Below are 18,960 nucleotides of genomic sequence, written 5' to 3' on the forward strand. Positions count from 1 at the left end.
TATGCACGCCACACCGACCTCTGAATCCGACCAGTCCACCGACGCGCCGGTGCCTGTCGCTCGCATCCTCGATGCGCTGCGCGACGCGGGGCAACTGCGTGCCGTGAATGGCGCACTTCCGGTATCGATCGTCGACCTGGTGGACGACAGCCGTCGTGTGACGAGTGGCAGTGCGTTCCTGGCCGTGAAAGGTGCGATGCAGGATGGCCATGCCTGGTTGCCCAAGGCCAAGGATGCCGGCGCGACGCTGGCGATTGTCGAAGATGAGGCGGCCGCGCGCGTGATCGACATGCCGGCCATCGTAGTGCACGATGGCCGGCGCAGTGCGGCACTTGCCGCCGCCGCGTTTCATCATTGGCCGGCGCGTGCCATACAATTTACCGCCGTCACCGGCACCAACGGCAAAACCACCACGGTGGGACTGCTGCGTCATCTGCTCGATGTGGCCGGTCAACGTGCGGCATCCATCGGTACGCTGGGGGTGCTGATCGGCAGTGCCGGTGAGGAGATGCCGGGTGGTGGAGGGCTCACCACCCCGGGGCCGGTGGAACTGCAACGTGTCCTGCGCGTCCTCGCGGACCGTGGTGTGACGCGCGTGGCCATGGAAACGAGCTCACACGCGCTGCATCAGCATCGAGTGGATGGTGTGCACTTCGCGGCCGCCGTGTTCACCAACCTCACCCGTGACCATCTCGACTATCATGGCACGATGGAGGCCTATCGTGATGCGAAGCTGGAGTTGTTGTCGCTGCTCGCACCCGATGGCGTGGCATGTTTCAATATCGACGACGTGACCTGGCAGCACACGGTCGCCGAGATGGACGTGTCCGGAAGCCAGGCCTCGGCACCACGTCGCACCACGTTCAGCGCTCTGCAGGATGCCGATGTCACGGCGCACGATGTCGTGTACGATGCCACCGGCAGTCGTTTCGAGCTGCGTGTGCGCACCGCGCAGGGGACGACGCAGCATCAGGTCACGCTGCCGTTGATCGGCGATTTCAATGTCGCCAACGCACTCGGGGCTGCCGCAGGCGCACTGGCGATGGGCATCACGCCGCAGGATGTCGCGGACGGATTGTCGCAGTCCCCCCAGGTGCCGGGGCGTCTGGAACGCCTGCGCACCGAACCCACGGTGTTGCGCGACTATGCCCACACGCCGGATGCGCTCGAACGCGCACTGCTGGCGGTGCGCCCATTCACCATGCGCCCTGATGGCGCGCCCAGTCGCCTGATCGTGGTGTTCGGATGTGGCGGTGATCGCGATCGTGGCAAGCGCCCGGTCATGGGGAGCATTGCCGAACGATTGGCCGACGTGACCATCGTCACGAGCGACAATCCCCGCACCGAAGATCCCGAGCGAATTCTCGATGACATTGAGGCGGGCATGACACGCCGCGATCATCAGCGCATCGTGGACCGACGGGATGCCATCGCGGCGGCGCTGCGCATGGCGTCGGCACACGATGTCGTGGTGTTGGCCGGCAAGGGACACGAGACCTATCAGATTCGTGGCACCACCTCCTATCCGTTCGATGAGCGGATCATCGTGCAGGAATTGTGGGATGCCATGACGCAGGGCGGAGACGATTCATGAGTGCATTCACGATGGCCGGGACCGCGTTTGCCGCGGTGCCGGCGATCGCGCCGGCGGAGGCGCACGCATACTGGACATTCGAACGGGTGGCGGCCGCGCTGGGCACCGGCCCGTCGATGCCACAGCCATTGGCTGGAATTTCCACCGACACGCGGCGCATTGCGCGCGGGGATGTGTTTGTGGCGCTCCGCGGAGATCGTTTTGATGCCCACGACTTTCTCGCCACGGCGAAAGACGCCGGCGCCGCCGCGTTTGTGGTCAGCGACGCCACGCGCGCGGTCGGACTTGGCGTCCCCACTTATGTGGTGCCCGATACGCTGATCGCGCTGGGGCAATTGGCGCACACGTGGCGTACCGTCTGGGGACGCCATGTGATCGCGGTGGCCGGCTCCAACGGCAAGACCAGCACCAAGGAGCTGCTCAAGGCCGCCCTGTCGGGCACGTTCGAGGTCCATGCGACCACGGGCAATCTCAACAATTTGATCGGCGTGCCGCTCACGTTGTTGGCGATTCCTCCTCATGCCGATATCGCTGTGGTGGAACTGGGAACCAATGCCCCCGGCGAAGTGGCCACATTGCGCGCGATGTCTGCTCCCGATGTGGCCGTGCTCACCAGCATCGGCGAAGAACATCTCGAAGGACTCGGCGATCTGGCCGGTGTGCTGCGGGAAGAGTGCGATGTGTTCCCTGGTGTTCGTCTTGCCATCATTCCGGTGGCGCATCCGGAAGTCTCCCCGATGGCCTCAGAGCGGGCCGAGGCCGTTGTGACGGCGGGCCTTACCGACGCCGATGTCGCGCCGGAGCAGTGGGGACTGGATGACGAAGGTCGCCCCTGGTTCGATGTTGACGGGGTGCATTTCACCCTGCCGTTGCGCGGCGCCCATCAGGCGGCCAACGCCATGCTGGCTGTGGCGGCCGCGCGGGCCTGCGGCGTACCTCTCGAGAGCGCCGCGGCGGGCATGGCGGCGATGCCCGTTCCCAATATGCGTGGGGTGTGGGAAACGATCGGCCAGACCACGGTCATCAACGACGCCTACAACGCCAACCCGCCGTCGATGCGCGCGGCCCTCGCGCTGCTCGATCGGGTAGGCGAAGGACGTCAGCGGGTAGCCTTTCTGGGCACGATGCGGGAGCTTGGTGCACAGGCCGACGTGCAGCACGATGACATCGCCCGGGCCGCGCTCGTTTCGTCGGCCGACGTGATTGTCGGCGTGGGCGCGTTCGGTGATGCGTTCCGTCGTGTGGCACCGGACGCGATCAATGCGGCCAGCGGTCGCGTGATTGTCGCCGATGAGCCCGAAAGTGCCTGGACTGCTGCTGCACCACGTGTGAACCGCAATGCTGTCATCCTGCTCAAGGCGTCGCGCGGCGTGCGCCTCGAGCGACTTCTCCCCCAGCTCACCACCTGGGCCACGACCTAGTGCTCTATTTTCTGTTGCAGCCGCTGGCGCGCGATGTGCGCCTGTTCAATCTCCTGAACTACATCACGTTTCGCGCTGCGGCCGCGTTCGTGACAGCGCTGCTGGTCAGTTTCATCCTCGGACCGGCCATCATCCGCCGCCTGCGTGCCATGGCCGTGCACCAGGTGGTGCGTGAAGGCACTCCCGACACGCATGCCGGCAAGGGCACCACGCCCACGATGGGCGGATTGATCATCCTCGCCGCCACGTTTGCGCCCGTGTTACTGTGGTCGCGATTGAGCAATCGGTATGTGCTGCTCGCGATGGCCGTCACGGCCTGGATGGGTGTCATCGGCTTTCTGGATGACTACCTCAAGCTCAAGCAGAAACGCGAAGGCAAGAAGAACGAAGGGCTGGTGGAGCGCTACAAGCTGGCTGGACAGGTCCTGTGTGGTCTGGGCCTCGGGGCCTACCTGCTGCTGTCGCCCATCTCCACGTTGCCGGGAGCGAGCACCACGCTCCCCTTCTTCAAGTATGTGCTGGTGGTGCCTGCCGTTGCGTGGGCGGCGTGGCTGTACATCCCGTGGGTGACGTTCATTCTCACCGGGGTGAGCAACGCGGTGAATCTCACCGACGGCCTCGATGGGCTGTCGTCGGGACTGGTTGCCATTGCCGTGCTGACACTGGGGCTCTTTGCGTACGTGTTGGGGCGTGTCGATACCAGCGCGTATCTGCAGGTGTTCTATCTCCGCGGCGCTGGTGAACTCACGGTGTTCTGCGCGGCAGTCGTTGGCGCCTGCATCGGGTTCCTGTGGTACAACGCGCACCCGGCTCAGGTGTTCATGGGCGATACGGGGTCACTGGCCCTCGGTGGGGCCGTGGGCGCCATTGCCATTCTGCTCAAGAGTGAGTTCCTGCTGCTGTTTGTCGGCGCGGTGTTTTTTGCTGAAACGGTGTCGGTCATTCTGCAGCGCACGGTTTTCAAGTATCGGCTTCGTCGGTATGGCCGAGAGTATGCGCAGAAACACCGAGTCTTCAGGCGAGCCCCTCTCCATCACCACTTCGAGATGATGGGCTGGCCGGAGACGCAGGTGGTGGTGCGGTTCTGGATCATCGGCATCCTGTGCGCGATCCTGGCGCTCAGCACCCTCAAGCTGCGCTGATTGTTCATGCATCCCTCGCAGGAGACGGCACACACGGAAACCCGTGGCGCGGCACAGCGCGCAGCGCAGCAGGTGGCCCAGCAAGTGGCGCAGGTGGTGGCGCGCCGACTGGCTGAAGCCCACGGGGAGTTTGCCGTGATCGGTCTGGGGCGCAGTGGTGCGGCGGCGGCGTTGCTGCTCCGTCGCGCCGGACTGGCCGTGTACGCATCGGATGTATCAAAGGGGGATGCGACGGAACGGGCTGCCGAAACCCTGCGGGCCGTTGGGGTGGCCGTCGATGTGGGGCATCACGATCTCGCCCGCATTGCCCGATCGCAGGTCGTGGTGGCCAGCCCCGGTGTACCGCCTTCGGCCCCGCCACTGCGTGCCGCCCACGAGGCCGGAGTGCCGGTGGTGGGTGAAGTCGAGATTGCGCTGCGCCTGCAGCCCGCGCTCCGCTACATCGCCGTCACCGGCACCAACGGCAAGACCACCACGACGGCGCTCATCGGCCATCTGCTGCGGGCACTGGGCGTTGATGCGGCTGACGTTGGAAATATCGGTACGCCGGTGTCGGCATTGGCATTGCAGGAGACACCACCCGCCTGGGCGGCCCTGGAGATGTCATCGTTTCAGTTGCATGACACACCGGGCATCTATCCGGACGTCGGGGTCCTCACGACGCTGAGCCCCGACCATCTCGATCGTTATACCAGTGTGGCCGAATACTACGGCGACAAGCAGCGGCTCTTTCTCAACGCGGTGTCACAGTCGCGCTGGGTGGCCACGGCCGACAGCGACGCCGTACGGGAGCTGGTGCAGGGTATCGAGGGGCAGTGGTACTGGTTCTCCACGAAGCAGACCGACGGCATGGACGCGTCGTACCACCACGAGTCCGGCATGTTGCACGTCCTGGGCGCGCCCTTGATGGCCCGCGATCGTGTGCCGCTCGCCGGTGATCACAACGTGGCCAACGTGCTGGCGGCCGTGTTGTCGGTGATGGTGGCCGACGCATCGTTCCGCACGGGCACGGCTCGTGCCGCGCTGGCCGATGCCGTGGCCACGTTCCGTGCGCCGCCGCACCGTCTTGAGACGGTGGTGCATCGGCATGACGTGGTGTGGATCAACGATTCGAAGGCCACCAATGTGGCGTCCACACTCGTGGCGCTCGCCGGCATGACACGCCCCACGGTTGTCCTGCTGGGTGGTCGACACAAAGGTGAGCCGTACACGGCCCTGTTGCCCGAACTGCGGCGCATCGCCAAGGTGGTGATTGCCTACGGGGAAGCGGCCGATACCATCGTGGCTGATCTCACGGCGCCGCTGGCCGGTGTCGTGCCCGTCGTGCAGGTGCATGAACGGTCGTTCGCCGCAGTGATGACACGTGCACACGCCGAAGCGAGCGCGGGGGATGCGGTGCTGTTGTCGCCCGCTTGTTCGAGCTACGACATGTTCAACAACTACGAGGAGCGGGGACGGGAATTCGCGCGCCTCGCGGAGCAGGACGCGTGACCGCACCAGCCATTCAGGCGGGCGTGCGTGAGCGCTGGCGCATGGGGCTCGAAGCCCGTGCGTTGTTGCTCGTCACCGCCATCCTCATGTCGTTCGGGTTGGCGGTGTTGTACAGCGCGAGTGCACTGCAGGCGCTGTCGGCCGGTAGTCCTGGGCATTTTTTTGTGTTGCGCCAGGCGACGGGCGTGGTGGCCGGTGTGGTGGCCTTTGCCATCTTTGCGAAGATGGACGCCGACGTATGGCGACAATACGCGTGGCCGATCATGGGCATCAGCATCCTGCTCATGCTGGTGATCATCTTGCCCGGCACCGAGAGTATTTCCACACGCGTGTACGGATCACGGCGGTACCTGTTTGGAGGCTCCATTCAGCCATCGGAGCTGGCCAAGTTCGCCATCCTGGTGTGGACGCCGATGTTGCTGGTGAAGAAGGGCGCCATGGTGCGACGATTGGGCAAAGGGTTGATGCCGTTTGCGCTGGTGATCGGCACGCTCAGTGTATTGGCCGCACTCGAGCCTGATCTGTCGGTGGCGATGATGTTCTGTCTGCTGATGGCGGTGCTGTTGTTTGTGGGCGGGGCGCGCGTCTCGCACTTCCTGCTGTTTGGTGTGGTCGGTCTGCTGCTGGTCGGGTACCAGGCATCGCAGAGTCCGTACGTGAAAGCCCGCGTCGATGCCTTCTTTGGGGAAGGCAATGCACCCGGCCGAGCGAATGCGTCGCCGGTCAACGATCAGCAGTATCAGTCGTTGGTCGCGGTTGGTGCGGGGGGATTGGTGGGCGTCGGTCTGGGCCAGGGCAATCAGCAGCGTGGTTGGTTGCCGCTCGCGTACAACGACTTCATCGGATCCATCGTCGGCGAAGAGTTTGGTTTCATTGGCATCGCCGGTCTGACACTGGCCTTTGCGCTCTATGGCTGGTTGGGTTTTCGCATCGCCCGACAAGCGCGATCTCCATACTGCACGCTGCTGGCCATCGGCCTCACCTTCACCACCGTCTTCACCGCATTCATCCACCTCGGCGTGGTGATTCGCCTGCTCCCCAACACCGGCCTCACGCTGCCCTTTGTCTCGTATGGCCGGTCGAATCTGGTGCTCACGCTGGCCATGACGGGCATTCTGGTGAACATCGGCAGCATGCGGGAACGGGTTTTCGGCACGACCGCCACGGATCCGTTGGTGAGTGTGCCGTCGTGACCGTGCGGTGGTGATGGTCCGCGAGCGCATCTTTTTTGCTGGTGGGGGAACGGGCGGACACCTCTATCCCGGCCTCGCCATCGCCCGTGCCGTCGTGCGCCTGGCCCCGCAGGTGGAGCCGTATTTCATCGGTGCGCGTCGGGGCATCGAACGCGACATACTGCCCGGCACCGAGTTTCCGCACACCTTGCTGGAACTGCATCCCCTGTATCGTCGCACGCCGTGGAACAACTGGCGTACCGTGGTTGGTGCCGTCAGTGCATGGCGCGCCATTTCGTCGCTTGCGCGTGAACGCGCGCCTCGGGCCGTGATTGGTACCGGCGGCTATGCGGCAGGGGTGGCTCTGGCCTGGGGTCGTATGCATGGCGTCCCGACCATGTTGCACGAACCGGATAGTCATCCGGGGCTGACCACACGCGCCTTTGCCGGTGGTGCCCGTGCGATCTATCTCGGTTTCCCGGAAGCGGCACAGCGGCTGAAGATCGGGAGCGGCGCTGCGGTGTTGCCACTGGGTTGTCCCATCGAACCACCGCCCGTTCCTCCTCCGGCACGGGGGGCGGCGCGTGCACAGTGGGGATTGCCCGAAGACGCGCTTGTCGTGCTCGTGACCGGAGGCAGTCAGGGAGCGCGCGCGGTCAACGAAACCGTCGCGGCGTGGATCGATCTCGGGTTGCCCGACAACGTCTGCCTGCTCTGGTCGACGGGACGTCAACAGGCCGCTGCCTGGGTGGACCGCGAGAGCGCGCGTGTGAAGGTGCGTCCGTATCTCGCCCCGATTGCCGACGCCTATGCCGCCGCAGACATCGCCGTGGCACGCGCCGGCGCCATGTCGATCGCCGAGTTGTGTGCGTGGGGCATTCCCGCACTGCTGGTGCCACTGCCAACGGCCGCACAGGATCATCAGACCTACAACGCCCGTGCCACGGCGGAATCGGGTGGTGCCATCCATCTGCCGCAGCGGGAACTGACAGCCGCGCGCCTGGATAGTGAGGTGCGTGCCTTGCTGGCCGATCCCACGCGCCTCGCGAAGATGCGCGCGGCCATGTATGCCCGCGCCCGTCCCGATGCGGCGCACGCCATTGCGCAGTCGATTCTGACACAGTTGAACATCGCCACCGCGGCCGATTCGCCATATTTCCCGTCATGACTGGCCACGAGACTGGACTCCCGAGTGAAACGACCGGTGCGACTGCGCCGGACGGCGATGCCCACGATATCGGCACCCCCGCGTCGCGCCGTGTCGTACTCGCCACCGACGACCCCCGGCCGGTGCATTTTGTCGGCATCGCCGGCGCCGGCATGAGTGCACTGGCGGAACTGCTCGTGCGACGGGGCGTGGCGGTGCAGGGTACCGATGCCAACCCTACCGGCGCCCCCGATCTCGACGCACTCGGCGTGACGGTTTCACCGCATGACGATACGCTGGTTTCGCGTGCCCGTGCCCTCGTGTACTCATCGGCCATTCCCGCTACACATCCGGAAATGGCGGCAGCACGCGCGGCAGGCATTCCCATCATCCGTCGCGCGGAAGCACTGGCCGATGCGGTGAGTGGTGGCACGCTCATTGGCGTGTCGGGCACGCACGGCAAGACGACCACCACGGTGATGACCACCGAGGCCCTGGCCAGTGCCGGTCGTCATCCCACTGGTGTGGTCGGTGGGCGTGTGGAGAGCTGGGAGGGCAATCTCCGGCTGGGTGGAGATACCTACGTGGTGGAAGCGGACGAGTATGATCGTTCGTTCCTCGCGCTCGATCCGACCGTGGCCGTGGTGCTGAATGTCGAAGCGGACCATCTCGACATCTATCGGGATCTGGACGACATCACCCGCACCTTCGAAGTCTACGTGTCGAAGGCCAAGACTCTGGTGCGCTGCGCCGATGACGAAGGCGCGATGTCACTCCGGGTGGCCAGCAGCCGCGAAATCATCGCGTATTCGGCCACCGTGCCCGGCACCCTTCCGGCACCACGTGCAGTCGATGCCCGTCTGCTGGCCGCCGATCTGGTGCTCGACGCCGCTGGATCGCGTTTCATGGTGGTATTCGACGGCGAACGTCTCGGGGAGATCTCGCTGGCGGTACCGGGGCTGCACAATGTGCGCAACGCGCTCGCGGCCATTGGCTCCGGACTCGCCCTCGGATGCACCGTGGCGCAGATGGCTCCGGGACTGGCCGGTTTCCGCGGTGTGCAGCGGCGCTTTCAGCGACTCGGCTCCGCCGCAGGTGTGGAAGTCGTCGATGACTACGCCCACCATCCGACCGAGGTGCGTGCCACATTGGCGGCGGCGCGTCATGCCTTCCCCGGCCGACGCATTGTGCTCGCGTTCCAGCCGCATCTGTACTCCCGCACGCGCGATCTGCAACAGGAGTTTGCCGATGCGCTTCGGGAAACCGATGTGCTCTATCTCTGCGACATCTATGGGGCGCGGGAAACACCGGAGCCTGGGGTGACGTCCTCGCTGGTTGCCGATCGCATCCCTGGTGATGTGGTACGGTGGCAAGGGCCGCGCACGGATGTGGTGCCGGCACTCCTGCAGGGTGTTGCCGAAGGGGATGTGGTGCTCACGATGGGCGCCGGCGACATCACCAAGGCCGGGCCGGCGCTGCTCGACGCGCTGCGGAGCACGGGACGGAGCAGCGAATCGCGCTGATGCCTGCTGCGGGCTCTGCTTCGTCGGATCGTTCATCCGATCGTTCTTCCGCCGACCGTTCTGCCGATCGGTCCGCCGAGCGCACTGCGGAGCGCCCGACGTGGCTGCGTTGGCTGCGCGCGCTGGCCCTGTTGTTGGCCGTGTCTGCCGTCGTCGGTTCGCCGTGGTGGGGGCCCCGTGCGTTGGCGCAGCTCGACTTTTTTCACGTGCGCCGCGTGGAATTCGAGGGGGTGCGCTACACACGGGCCGCCGAATTGATGGCCATCCTCGACGTGGATACGCTGCAATCGGTCTGGCAGCCACTCGAGCCACTGTCTCAGCGGGTCGCGACGCACGCCCTGGTGACGGCGGCCGAGGTCACCAGGCGTTTGCCGGCCACGCTCGTGGTGCGGGTGACCGAACGGGAACCGGTGGCCCTGGTGCAGGTGCGTGGACGATTGCAGCCCACGGACGGCAGCGGTCATGCCTTGCCCATCGATCCCGCACGTGTCGCACTCGATGTGCCCATCGCCAGCAGTGCCGACAGCACCCTGATGCACATTCTCGACGGTCTCCGCCAGTCGGAGCCGACGCTGTATGCCCGGGTGACGTCCGCAGCACGGGCAGGGCAGAGCGAACTCCAGTTTGTGTTGGGAGATATCACGGTTCGGACAACTCCCGACGTGACCGTAGCCCGCCTCAAGGACATATTACCTGTGGAGACGGATCTCGCGCGGAACGGCCTGCGCGCGGTGGAACTCGATCTGCGTTTCCGTGACCAGGTGATCGCCAGACAGCCATGATTTCCGAACCCGTCGTCGTTGCACTCGATATTGGCACCGCGTACACCACCGCCCTCGTGGCGGCGGTGCATGGCGATCTGCCGCGGGCTCCGCGCCTCAAGGTGCTGGGGCTCGGCCACACCCGCACGATGGGGCTGCGTCGCGGTGTGGTGTCCGACATCGAAGAGGCGACGCGTTCCATCCGCGCCGCCGTGGAAGAAGCCGTACGGGTGTCGGGTGTGGCCCCCGACGCGATGTATGTGGGCATTGCCGGCGAACATGTGCGCGCCGTGGGCTCCTCGGGGGTCGTCGCCATCAGTGGTGATGAAATCACACGGGCCGATGTCGATCGCGTGAACGACGTGGCACGCGCCATGGCCATCCCGCAGGATCGCGAACTGCTGCACGCCATCCCGCAGGAGTATCGTGTCGACAAGGCCGATGGCATTCGTGATCCCGTGGGCATGATCGGCACGCGTCTCGAAACCGAGATGTATCTGGTCACCATCGGCAGCTCACCGGCGATGAACCTGCGCAAGGCCATCGAACGCGCCGGCTACAAGACGCGGGAACTGGTGCTGGAGTCGCTGGCCAGCGCGCTCTCCGTGCTGACCGACGAAGAGAAAGAGCTCGGTGTGGTGCTCGTGGAACTCGGTGCCGGCACCACCGACCTGGCGATTTTTCACGAAGGCAAGATTCGTCATCTCGGCACCATCGCGTTTGGCGGGAACAACGTCACCAGCGATCTCGTGCAGGGGTTGGGCATCACGCAGAACGACGCCGAACAGCTCAAGGAAGTGTACGGCTGCGCCTACGAGCCGCTGGTCGATCCGGAGCAGGTGATCGCGATGCCCGCGTCAGGATCTCATGGTGAACGTCATCTCTCGCGCGAGCTGATGACGCACATCATTCACCAGCGCATGGACGAGATCTTCGACAAGGTGCAGCGGGAGATCCAGAACGCCGGTTTCAACGGCAAGCTGAATGGCGGACTGGTACTCACCGGTGGTGGTGCCTCCCTCGAGGGCATCAGTGAGCTGGCGGCCGATGTGTTCGGGCTCGGTGTGCGTGTCGGTGTGCCGGGCGTGAAGCTCGATGGCCTGTCGGAATCGGTGTCCGAGCCGCGCTTCGCCACCGTCACCGGCCTCGCGTTGTATGGCGCGCATCGTCTGGCGCAAAGCGGTGGCATCGTCACGCGGCGCACCGGATTGAGCGGCGGCGGTGTCGACAAGTTTGCCAACAAGGTGAAGACCTGGTTCCAGGATTTCTTCTGACCATTCCCTGATGTTGCGGCGGTGTCTCTGACAGGACACACACGCGATTTCGCTGTTCCCACGGGCGCTTTCTGCAAACCATGCAGGAGCGCCCGTGACGCATCGGTTCCGGGCACGCTCTCCCACCCGAGGCGTCTCGTGTCCCTCCTCCATCGGAAGTCCCTCGCCGAGCTCACCGCAGAGGCCGAGCGTGGCCTGTTGCGTCGCTCGCTCGGTCCGCTCGCACTCACGGCATTGGGCATTGGATCGGTGATTGGCACCGGCATCTTTGTGCTCACCGGTACAGCGGCATCGCAGCACGCCGGTCCGGCGCTGGTGCTCTCCATGATCCTGTCTGCGGTGGCCTGTGCGTTGGCCGGCCTGTGTTACGCCGAGTTTGCGGCCATGGTGCCAGTGGCGGGCAGCGCCTACACGTACGCGTACGCGACCGTGGGTGAGATCTTCGCCTGGGTGATCGGCTGGGATCTTGTGCTCGAGTATGCACTGGCCACAGCGACGGTGGCCGTGGGGTGGTCCGGCTATTTCGTGAGTCTCGCGCGCGATGTGGGCATCCCCTTTCCCGCCGCGTTGACGGCGCCACCCGGTACCATCGTGCCGGACGGTATGGGTGGTACCGCCGTAGCCTTGTTCAATGCGCCCGCGGCGCTGATCGTGGTGGCGGTCGCGGCGCTGCTCATTCGCGGTGTGCAGCAATCGGCGCGCGTGAACACCGCGCTCGTGTTGCTCAAGTGCACGGTGCTGGTGGTGTTCATCGGTGTCGGGATCGGCTACGTGCAGCGGGCCAACCTCACCCCGTTCATTCCGGCCAATACCGGGGCCTTTGGTGAATTTGGATGGAGCGGTGTGCTGCGTGGCGCGGGCGTGATGTTCTTCGCGTACATCGGATTCGACTCGGTGTCCACAGCGGCACAAGAGGCCAAGAATCCGCAGCGTGATATGCCACTTGGTATGCTGGGATCGCTCGCGATTTGTACGGTGCTGTACATCGGTGTGGCCATCGTGCTGACGGGCATCGTGCCGTACAGCAAGCTCAATGTGGCCGATCCACTCGCCGTAGGCATCGATGCCACGGGCGTGCGCTGGCTGAGTCCTTTCATCAAGATCAGTGCGCTGTTCGGCCTCTTCAGCACGATGCTGGTGAACATGCTGGGCCAAACGCGCATTTTTTACAGCATGAGCCGCGATGCGCTACTGCCATCACTGTTCGCCCGTGTGCATCCCACGTTTCGTACGCCGCACATCAGCACCTCACTCACCGCCTGTGTGGTGGCGCTGGTCGCCGGCCTCACGCCCATCAACAAACTCGGGGAACTCACCAGCATCGGCACGCTGCTGGCGTTCACCCTGGTGTCGCTCGGAGTGATCGTGCTGCGACGCACCGCACCCGATGTGCCGCGCCCGTTCCGTACGCCGTGGGTGCCCTGGGTACCACTCGGAGCCGCCGCGACCTGTGTGCTCCAGATGGTGAGCCTGCCGCTCGAGACGTGGGCTCGACTCTTTGCCTGGCTGGCCCTGGGGTTTGTGGTGTACTTCGCCTACAGTCGTCAACGCGCCGCAGGGGCGCGGCGGATGCAGCGCACGGAGGGGCCACCGCACAATCCGTGACGCGGCAAGAGGCCCTCAGCGCGTGACGAGGAAGGCGTCGCTCGTCCGCATCTCGAGTGGAAGCAGAACGCCCCGGCTGTCCCAGATGTTGAAACGCACCCGGTACACCCGGAGATCAAATCCCGGATTCACCAGAGCAACGTCCCACGTCCATTGACCGGGCAGCCTCTCGAGAAAGGCGCCCGGTCGGCACTGGAAGTTCGCTTTGAGGGTCACCCACCCGAAGCCTCGCAGCTCTTGCATGATGGGACACCCGTCGGCGACAATCGGCTCAAGACCCGGGTTGCCGATTGCCACCGTGAAGGCCGATGTGGTTTGCACCACCTCGATATCTCTGATGCGCACCGTCACCGGCAACGAGTTGGTGAACTCGGGCTCCGTCGTGCGGTCACAACTCGTCGTCAGGCCGATCACGGCCAGCAGCGCCAACTGCTGGACGCACCGTAGCGTCATCGGGAATCCGCGCACGACATGCTCCAGAGAGAGGCGGCGATGTCGCTCCGCGCCTCCACACCTCGTGGGAGCGGTCAGCTCATCGCCATCCGGTATCCGGTCTTTCTAACCGTGAGCAGCCAGCGTGGTTCCGAAGGATCCGTTTCCAGCTTGCGCCGCAACTCGGCCATATGCGTGTCCACCGTGCGACTCACCACCGAGTCATCGTAACCCCACACTTCACGCAACAGTTCTTCGCGCGATGCAATCGCACCGTCGCGGCGCACCAGGGCCACCAGCAGATCGTACTCGCGCGGGCGCAGCATCACGGCGGACCCTTCCAGGGTCACACTCCGTGTGCTCAGGTCGATCGCCACATTGCCAAAACGTCGCGTGTTATCGGCCTGCACCGTTGGCACGTCGTGGGCAGGCTTGGCGGTGCGACTCCGGCGCAGCAACGCTTGCACCCGCGCGAGAAACTCCATCAGGCCGAACGGCTTGGTGACATAGTCGTCTGCGCCAAACCGGAATCCGCGTACCTTGTCGGTCTCATCGCCCATCGCCGTCAGAATCAACACCGGCGTTTCCACGCCGTGCTCGCGCAACTCCCGCAGCACGCGAAACCCGTCGATGTCGGGCAGCATCAGATCGAGCACGATCAACGCGTGCGCGCGCGACTTCGCGAGACGCAGCCCCTCGCGACCCGTGGCCGCCACCGTCACCTGATACCCTTCGAATTCCAGATTGCTGCGCACGCCCGCGGCCAACAGGGCGTTGTCTTCCACGACCAGAATGGAGACGCCGAATGATGCCGATACGGATTCGGTGGTCATCACCCGGGCTCCTGGTGCAGCGCGGGCAAGCCCACAATGAACCGCGCTCCTGGACCAACCGGCCGCACCGGCTCACAGCGCACGTCACCGCCCATCGCTTCGGTCAGTGCGCGCACGATCATCAATCCCAGGCCTGCGCCGCCGGAACCGGCCGGCGTTCTGCCCTGATGATCCGCCGAGCCGCGCTCGAAGGCGTGCCAGATGCGGTCGCGATCGTCGGGGGCGATGCCGGGCCCCTCGTCTTCGACGATCAATCGGACTTGCGCCCCGTGTGCTTCCACGCGGGCCGTCACCCGCTGCGACGGCGGGCCGTGTTTGACGGCGTTGTCGAGGAGATTGAGCAGCACCTGCCGAACGGCGTCGGCATCGGCCAGCGCCACGGCGGCATCATCGGGCACCACCACGATGGACACCTGCGATGTCCGGGCCAGGGGCGCGAACTGGGCGGCCGTTTCAGCCACCAGGTCACTCACCCGCACGGGTTCCTGTCGCAGGTGGGGAGCACCCTGCTCGAGACGGGTGAAGCGCAGCACGTTGTCCACCAGACGCATCAGGCGACGCGTCTCCTGCACGATGGCCCCGAGGGCCAGCTCCCGATCACCCGTGGTACGTGCGCGGCCCAACTGCAGCGTTTCCGCGAACAACAGGATCTGGGCGAGCGGCGTGCGCAATTCGTGTGATACCGTCGACGCAAACGCCGATCGTTGATGCGCCGCGGCCTGTTCACGGAGCAGGCGCCACAGCAACACCCCGGTGAGAGCGGTGGTGACCGACAGCAGGGCCACCACCACGGCCAGCAGCACCGGCGGGATACGCGCATCGTTGCGGGCCCGCACGGTGATCAGGGCCGTGGATCCCTGCGCCTGCGTGCGGGTCTCCACGAGGGCCGGGGCCAACACGGGATGCGAGCGCACCAGATCGACGGCGAGCCCCGTACTGTCGGCCAGTCGTGCGAGATCGGGGGCGGCGGCGAGTACGTCGCGTAAGGCGACGCGCAGGCCTTCGGCGTCGACCACGCTGTCCAGCACTGCTTCAGGGGCACCGACGACATGGCGCGATGGCATGGCCTCGAGTTGCGCACTCACCTGGGTGGCGACCAGTTGTGCGACCTCGCGCTGCAGTCGCGCCGTCGCTTCCCGCTGCGCCCGGGCCACGCCGAAGCAGGCCAGCACCAGCCACACGAGCAGGCCCACCACGAGGGTGGCAAGCACGGTGAAATCGGCGGCCGGAGAGCGGGTGGGCTGGGTGCGAGGGACGAGCATGAATGCTCCGCGGGAAATGGCGCGGTTTGGCCGATGTGGCGTGCCGCGCTGTACGGGTTTCCATCAATTAGCACCGCACAAAGCGCATTCGGGGAGGCGGAATTGTCCGGAAACGGTCAAACGCGTCAGGCGATCCTCCATGGGCTGGCGCGCGGCCGCGAAGCCTCCACGGGGCCGGTCGCTGGCGGCACCTTGCCGAACGGCTCATCCCCATGCTGCGTATGCTTACTAGTTTGCCGTTTCCCTGGTTTTCGGCCCCGATCCTTCGGAGTTGCTCAGTGATGCACGTTGGTCCCCGGCTCTCTCATTGTCGTCCCATGCGACGAACCGCGCGACGCCTTCTGGCAACGCTCGCCTTCGCCCCGGTGTTGCTCCCGGGACAGTTGTCGGCGCAGCAGTCCTCCCTCGACACCCGCGACCCGAATCAGAAGCAGGATTCGACGTACGCGAAGAACTATCTCGAGTGGCTCGCCACCCCGAAGCATGGCAGCCCACTCGTTGACCACCTGCCGGTGGTGCCGGGCGTGCCCACCCCCCGCGATGTGTTGGGCTATCATGTCGGTGCGCCGCGCACACTGACGTACTACGCCGACCAGCTCAAGTACTACCGTGCCCTGGCAGCCGCGTCGCCGCGCGTGAAGATCGAAACCATCGGCAAGTCCGATGAAGGCCGTGAACTGGTCGTCATCTGGATCTCCTCCGAGGCGAACCTCGCCAAGCTCGATCAGAATCGGAAGAATCTCGCGAAGATCGCCGATCCGCGTGGCATGAACGAAGCGCAGGTCAAGACGCTGCTCTCACAGACCAAGCCGCACTACCACCTCATGGGTGGTCTGCACTCCGGCGAAACCGGTCCGTCGGAAACGCTGATGGAGCTGGCGTATCGCCTGGCCGTTGAAAGCTCGCCGATCCTCAATCAGGTCCGCGACCAGCTCTACGTGTCCATCACGCCGGCGGCCGATGCCGATGGGCGTGATCGCAACGTGGACTGGTTCTTCCGTGGCCTCGAAGCGCAGCAGGCCAACGCGGCCGTGCAGGCCCCCAGTGCATCCGCACCGAACGACACCACGCGTCGCCCGGCGGCTCCGCCCGCGCAGGGGCAGGGCGCCGGCGGTGCCGTGCCGTACTGGGGCAAGTACGTGTACCACGACAACAATCGCGACATCAACATCAAGCTGATGCAGATGCGCGCGATCATCGATTGGTACTTCACGGCCTATCCGCCGATCATGCACGATCTGCATGAAGCGATGCCGCTGATGTACACGTACACCGGTGGTCCGCCGCAGAACCCCAACCTCGATCCCATCCTCTTCGCCGAGCTGCCGTGGTTCGGCAACTGGGAAATGGCGCAGATGACGAAGTGGGGCATGCCGGGTGTGTACACCCACGCTTTCATGGACGGCTGGTCGCCGGGCTACCTCGGCTCGGTGGCGTACAACCACAACGGTCTCATGAAGATGTATGAGACGCAGTCGGGTCGTGACCTCGACAGCACGGCCATGGCCAAGGCGCGCGCCGGTCAGGACGTGAGCACGGCGACGCCGGGCGGTGGTTTTGGTGGGCGTCCGGCCACCATTCCCACGGGCCGTGGCGGCGGACAGGATCGTGAGTGGTATCGTGGCAATCCGATCGGCTTCAACGATCTCGCCACCTTCACGCGCCGCGCCAACGCGAACTACATGCAGTCGGGCGTGATCTCGGCGCTGCAGTTGGCCAGCATGTTCCCGCAGACGGTGCTCGAAAACTTCTACATCAAGACGAAGAACAGCATCGACGAGGGCAGCAACAAGGCGCCCTACGGCTTCATCTTGCCTCTGCAGAAGGACATGACGCGCGTGGCGGAAATGGTGAACCTGCTCCGCATCCAGCGCATCGAGATCGGACAGGCCACGCAGCCGGTGAAGGTTGGCAACGTCACGTATGCTGCCGGTTCGTACATCATCAAGCGCAACCAGCCGTACGGTCGTCTGGCGAAGAACCTGCTGGAAAAGCAGGACTACCCGGACGCGCGCCTGAACACGTACGACGACAGCGGTTGGTCGATGGGCTTTGCGATGGGCGTGGATGTGGTGTCGGTCGCCGAGAAGTCCATTCTCGATGCGCCGGTGACACCGGTGGAGAAGGTGGTGCTCAAGGGCACGGTGAAGGGCGCCTCGGGCTCCACGATTGCTGTGGCGCACCTTGGTTCCAACAACATGGTGTCGTTCCGCTACCTGGCGCGGAACGTGCCGATGAAGGTGGCCGAGCGCAGCTTTGCGGCGGGTGACACGACGTATCCGGCCGGTTCGTTCATCATCGATGCGAAGCATGCATCGACGGTGCGTCGTCTCGTGGACTCGCTTGGCTTGACGGCCACGATGCTGCCGAGCGCGCCGTCGGTGGCGACGCACGATGCGGATGTGCCGCGTATCGCCATCTACACGCAGTGGACGGGCACGCAGACGCTGGGCTGGTACCGTCTCACGTTCGACGAGTTCAAGATCCCGTTCGAGCTCATTTACAAGGAACGTGTGGTGCAGGGCAACCTGCGTCGTGATTTCGACGTGATCCTGGTGGCCGAGCAGAACCTGTCACGTCAGACGGTGATGCAGGCGCCGGCGGCACGGCCGGTGCCCTATCAGAACAGCGCCAAGTACAAGTTCCTCGGCGTGTACGGTTCCACGCCCGACATCACCGGCGGCTTCGGTCAGAAGGGTGTCGATGCCTTCGCGGCGTTCCTCGAAGCTGGCGGCACGCTGATCGCTGTTGGTGAATCGGCGCGTCTGCCGATCGAGTTCGGTTGGGCGGGTACGGTGGACAAGACGCCGGTGCCGGGGCTGACGGCGCAGCGTCCGCTGGTGGAAGCCGAAGTCACGCGCCCGGAGCACCCGGTCTTTTACGGTTTTGGCAAGACCACGATTCCGGTGAAGTATGTGGGTGGCACGCCGTTCAAGGTCGGTATCGCCGACGAGAGCAACGTGCTGGCCCGCTACGTGGGCGGTGAGAAGTCGGTGATCTCCGGCTTGATGACCGGTGCCGACTCGCTCAAGTCGCGCCCGTTTGCGGTGGACGTGCCCAACGCGCTCAAGGGCAAGGGCCGTGTGATCATGTTTGCGAACAATCCGATCTACCGTTGGCAGAACCACGGCGAGTTCGGCATGATCTTCAACAGCATCATCAACTGGAACGATGCTGGCGCACCGAAGGAACCGAAGCCGGCGCAGCCCATCGTGCCGTAAGCGGCGAATCCTCTGCTGAACACACAGCGCGCCCCGGACTGGTTCCGGGGCGCGCTTTGTATTGATATGGAAACTACGAACC

General features: G+C 65.0%; 14 protein-coding genes. 11 read left to right on the forward strand and 3 right to left on the reverse strand.

The features are described 5' to 3' along the window. Window position 1: 1 nt before the first annotated feature. The 10 genes from GAU_RS07270 (at window position 2) to GAU_RS07315 (ending at window position 13,130) form a co-directional block, all read left to right on the forward strand. Window positions 2-1,594: a UDP-N-acetylmuramoyl-L-alanyl-D-glutamate--2,6-diaminopimelate ligase gene (locus GAU_RS07270; protein WP_052574301.1), complete on the forward strand. Its 1,593-nt coding sequence runs from the start codon at window positions 2-4 to the stop codon at window positions 1,592-1,594. After that, window positions 1,591-3,015: a UDP-N-acetylmuramoyl-tripeptide--D-alanyl-D-alanine ligase gene (locus GAU_RS07275; RefSeq protein WP_012682913.1), complete on the forward strand. Its 1,425-nt coding sequence runs from the start codon at window positions 1,591-1,593 to the stop codon at window positions 3,013-3,015. Before GAU_RS07270 ends, GAU_RS07275 begins: the two co-directional genes overlap by 4 nt. Then, window positions 3,015-4,157, forward strand: coding sequence for a phospho-N-acetylmuramoyl-pentapeptide-transferase (mraY, locus tag GAU_RS07280; RefSeq protein WP_012682914.1), 1,143 nt, complete (start codon window positions 3,015-3,017; stop codon window positions 4,155-4,157). The genes GAU_RS07275 and mraY overlap by 1 nt, the downstream gene beginning before the upstream one ends. Window positions 4,158-4,163: 6 nt before the next feature. After that, entirely contained in the window at window positions 4,164-5,648 is a 1,485-nt protein-coding gene (gene murD / locus GAU_RS07285; RefSeq protein ID WP_156798939.1) for a UDP-N-acetylmuramoyl-L-alanine--D-glutamate ligase, read from the forward strand. Then, complete coding sequence (locus GAU_RS07290) at window positions 5,645-6,841, forward strand: FtsW/RodA/SpoVE family cell cycle protein (RefSeq protein ID WP_012682916.1); 1,197 nt, start codon at window positions 5,645-5,647, stop codon at window positions 6,839-6,841. The genes murD and GAU_RS07290 overlap by 4 nt, the downstream gene beginning before the upstream one ends. Further along, complete coding sequence (locus GAU_RS07295) at window positions 6,828-7,988, forward strand: UDP-N-acetylglucosamine--N-acetylmuramyl-(pentapeptide) pyrophosphoryl-undecaprenol N-acetylglucosamine transferase (RefSeq protein ID WP_041265365.1); 1,161 nt, start codon at window positions 6,828-6,830, stop codon at window positions 7,986-7,988. The genes GAU_RS07290 and GAU_RS07295 overlap by 14 nt, the downstream gene beginning before the upstream one ends. Continuing rightward, window positions 7,985-9,490 (forward strand): UDP-N-acetylmuramate--L-alanine ligase, encoded by a 1,506-nt coding sequence (murC, locus tag GAU_RS07300; protein ID WP_012682918.1) that lies wholly within the window; start codon window positions 7,985-7,987, stop codon window positions 9,488-9,490. Before GAU_RS07295 ends, murC begins: the two co-directional genes overlap by 4 nt. Next, entirely contained in the window at window positions 9,490-10,272 is a 783-nt protein-coding gene (locus tag GAU_RS07305) for a cell division protein FtsQ/DivIB (RefSeq protein WP_012682919.1), read from the forward strand. Before murC ends, GAU_RS07305 begins: the two co-directional genes overlap by 1 nt. After that, complete coding sequence (gene ftsA, locus GAU_RS07310; RefSeq protein WP_012682920.1) at window positions 10,269-11,525, forward strand: cell division protein FtsA; 1,257 nt, start codon at window positions 10,269-10,271, stop codon at window positions 11,523-11,525. Before GAU_RS07305 ends, ftsA begins: the two co-directional genes overlap by 4 nt. A gap of 138 nt (window positions 11,526-11,663) precedes the next feature. Beyond that, window positions 11,664-13,130, forward strand: coding sequence for an amino acid permease (locus tag GAU_RS07315; RefSeq protein ID WP_012682921.1), 1,467 nt, complete (start codon window positions 11,664-11,666; stop codon window positions 13,128-13,130). Between the two features lie 15 nt (window positions 13,131-13,145). Here the strand turns inward: GAU_RS07315 and GAU_RS07320 are convergent, their stop codons facing one another. From GAU_RS07320 to GAU_RS20610, 3 genes are read right to left on the reverse strand one after another with little or no spacing between them, the layout of a single operon-like run. Further along, the gene (locus GAU_RS07320; RefSeq protein ID WP_169307622.1) at window positions 13,146-13,598 is read right to left on the reverse strand and encodes a hypothetical protein; all 453 of its coding nucleotides are present in this window, start codon (window positions 13,596-13,598) and stop codon (window positions 13,146-13,148) included. Window positions 13,599-13,657: 59 nt separating this feature from the next. Continuing rightward, window positions 13,658-14,395, reverse strand: coding sequence for a response regulator transcription factor (locus GAU_RS07325; protein WP_012682923.1), 738 nt, complete (start codon window positions 14,393-14,395; stop codon window positions 13,658-13,660). Continuing rightward, window positions 14,395-15,657, reverse strand: coding sequence for a sensor histidine kinase (locus GAU_RS20610; RefSeq protein ID WP_012682924.1), 1,263 nt, complete (start codon window positions 15,655-15,657; stop codon window positions 14,395-14,397). The genes GAU_RS07325 and GAU_RS20610 overlap by 1 nt, the downstream gene beginning before the upstream one ends. A gap of 317 nt (window positions 15,658-15,974) precedes the next feature. On the opposite strand from GAU_RS20610, the gene GAU_RS07335 reads away from it, so the two are divergent. Next, entirely contained in the window at window positions 15,975-18,878 is a 2,904-nt protein-coding gene (locus GAU_RS07335; protein WP_052574302.1) for a M14 family zinc carboxypeptidase, read from the forward strand. Window positions 18,879-18,960: the final 82 nt, after the last annotated feature.

It is taken from the genome of Gemmatimonas aurantiaca T-27 (assembly GCF_000010305.1).
GTDB classification, from domain to species: Bacteria; Gemmatimonadota; Gemmatimonadetes; order Gemmatimonadales; family Gemmatimonadaceae; genus Gemmatimonas; species Gemmatimonas aurantiaca.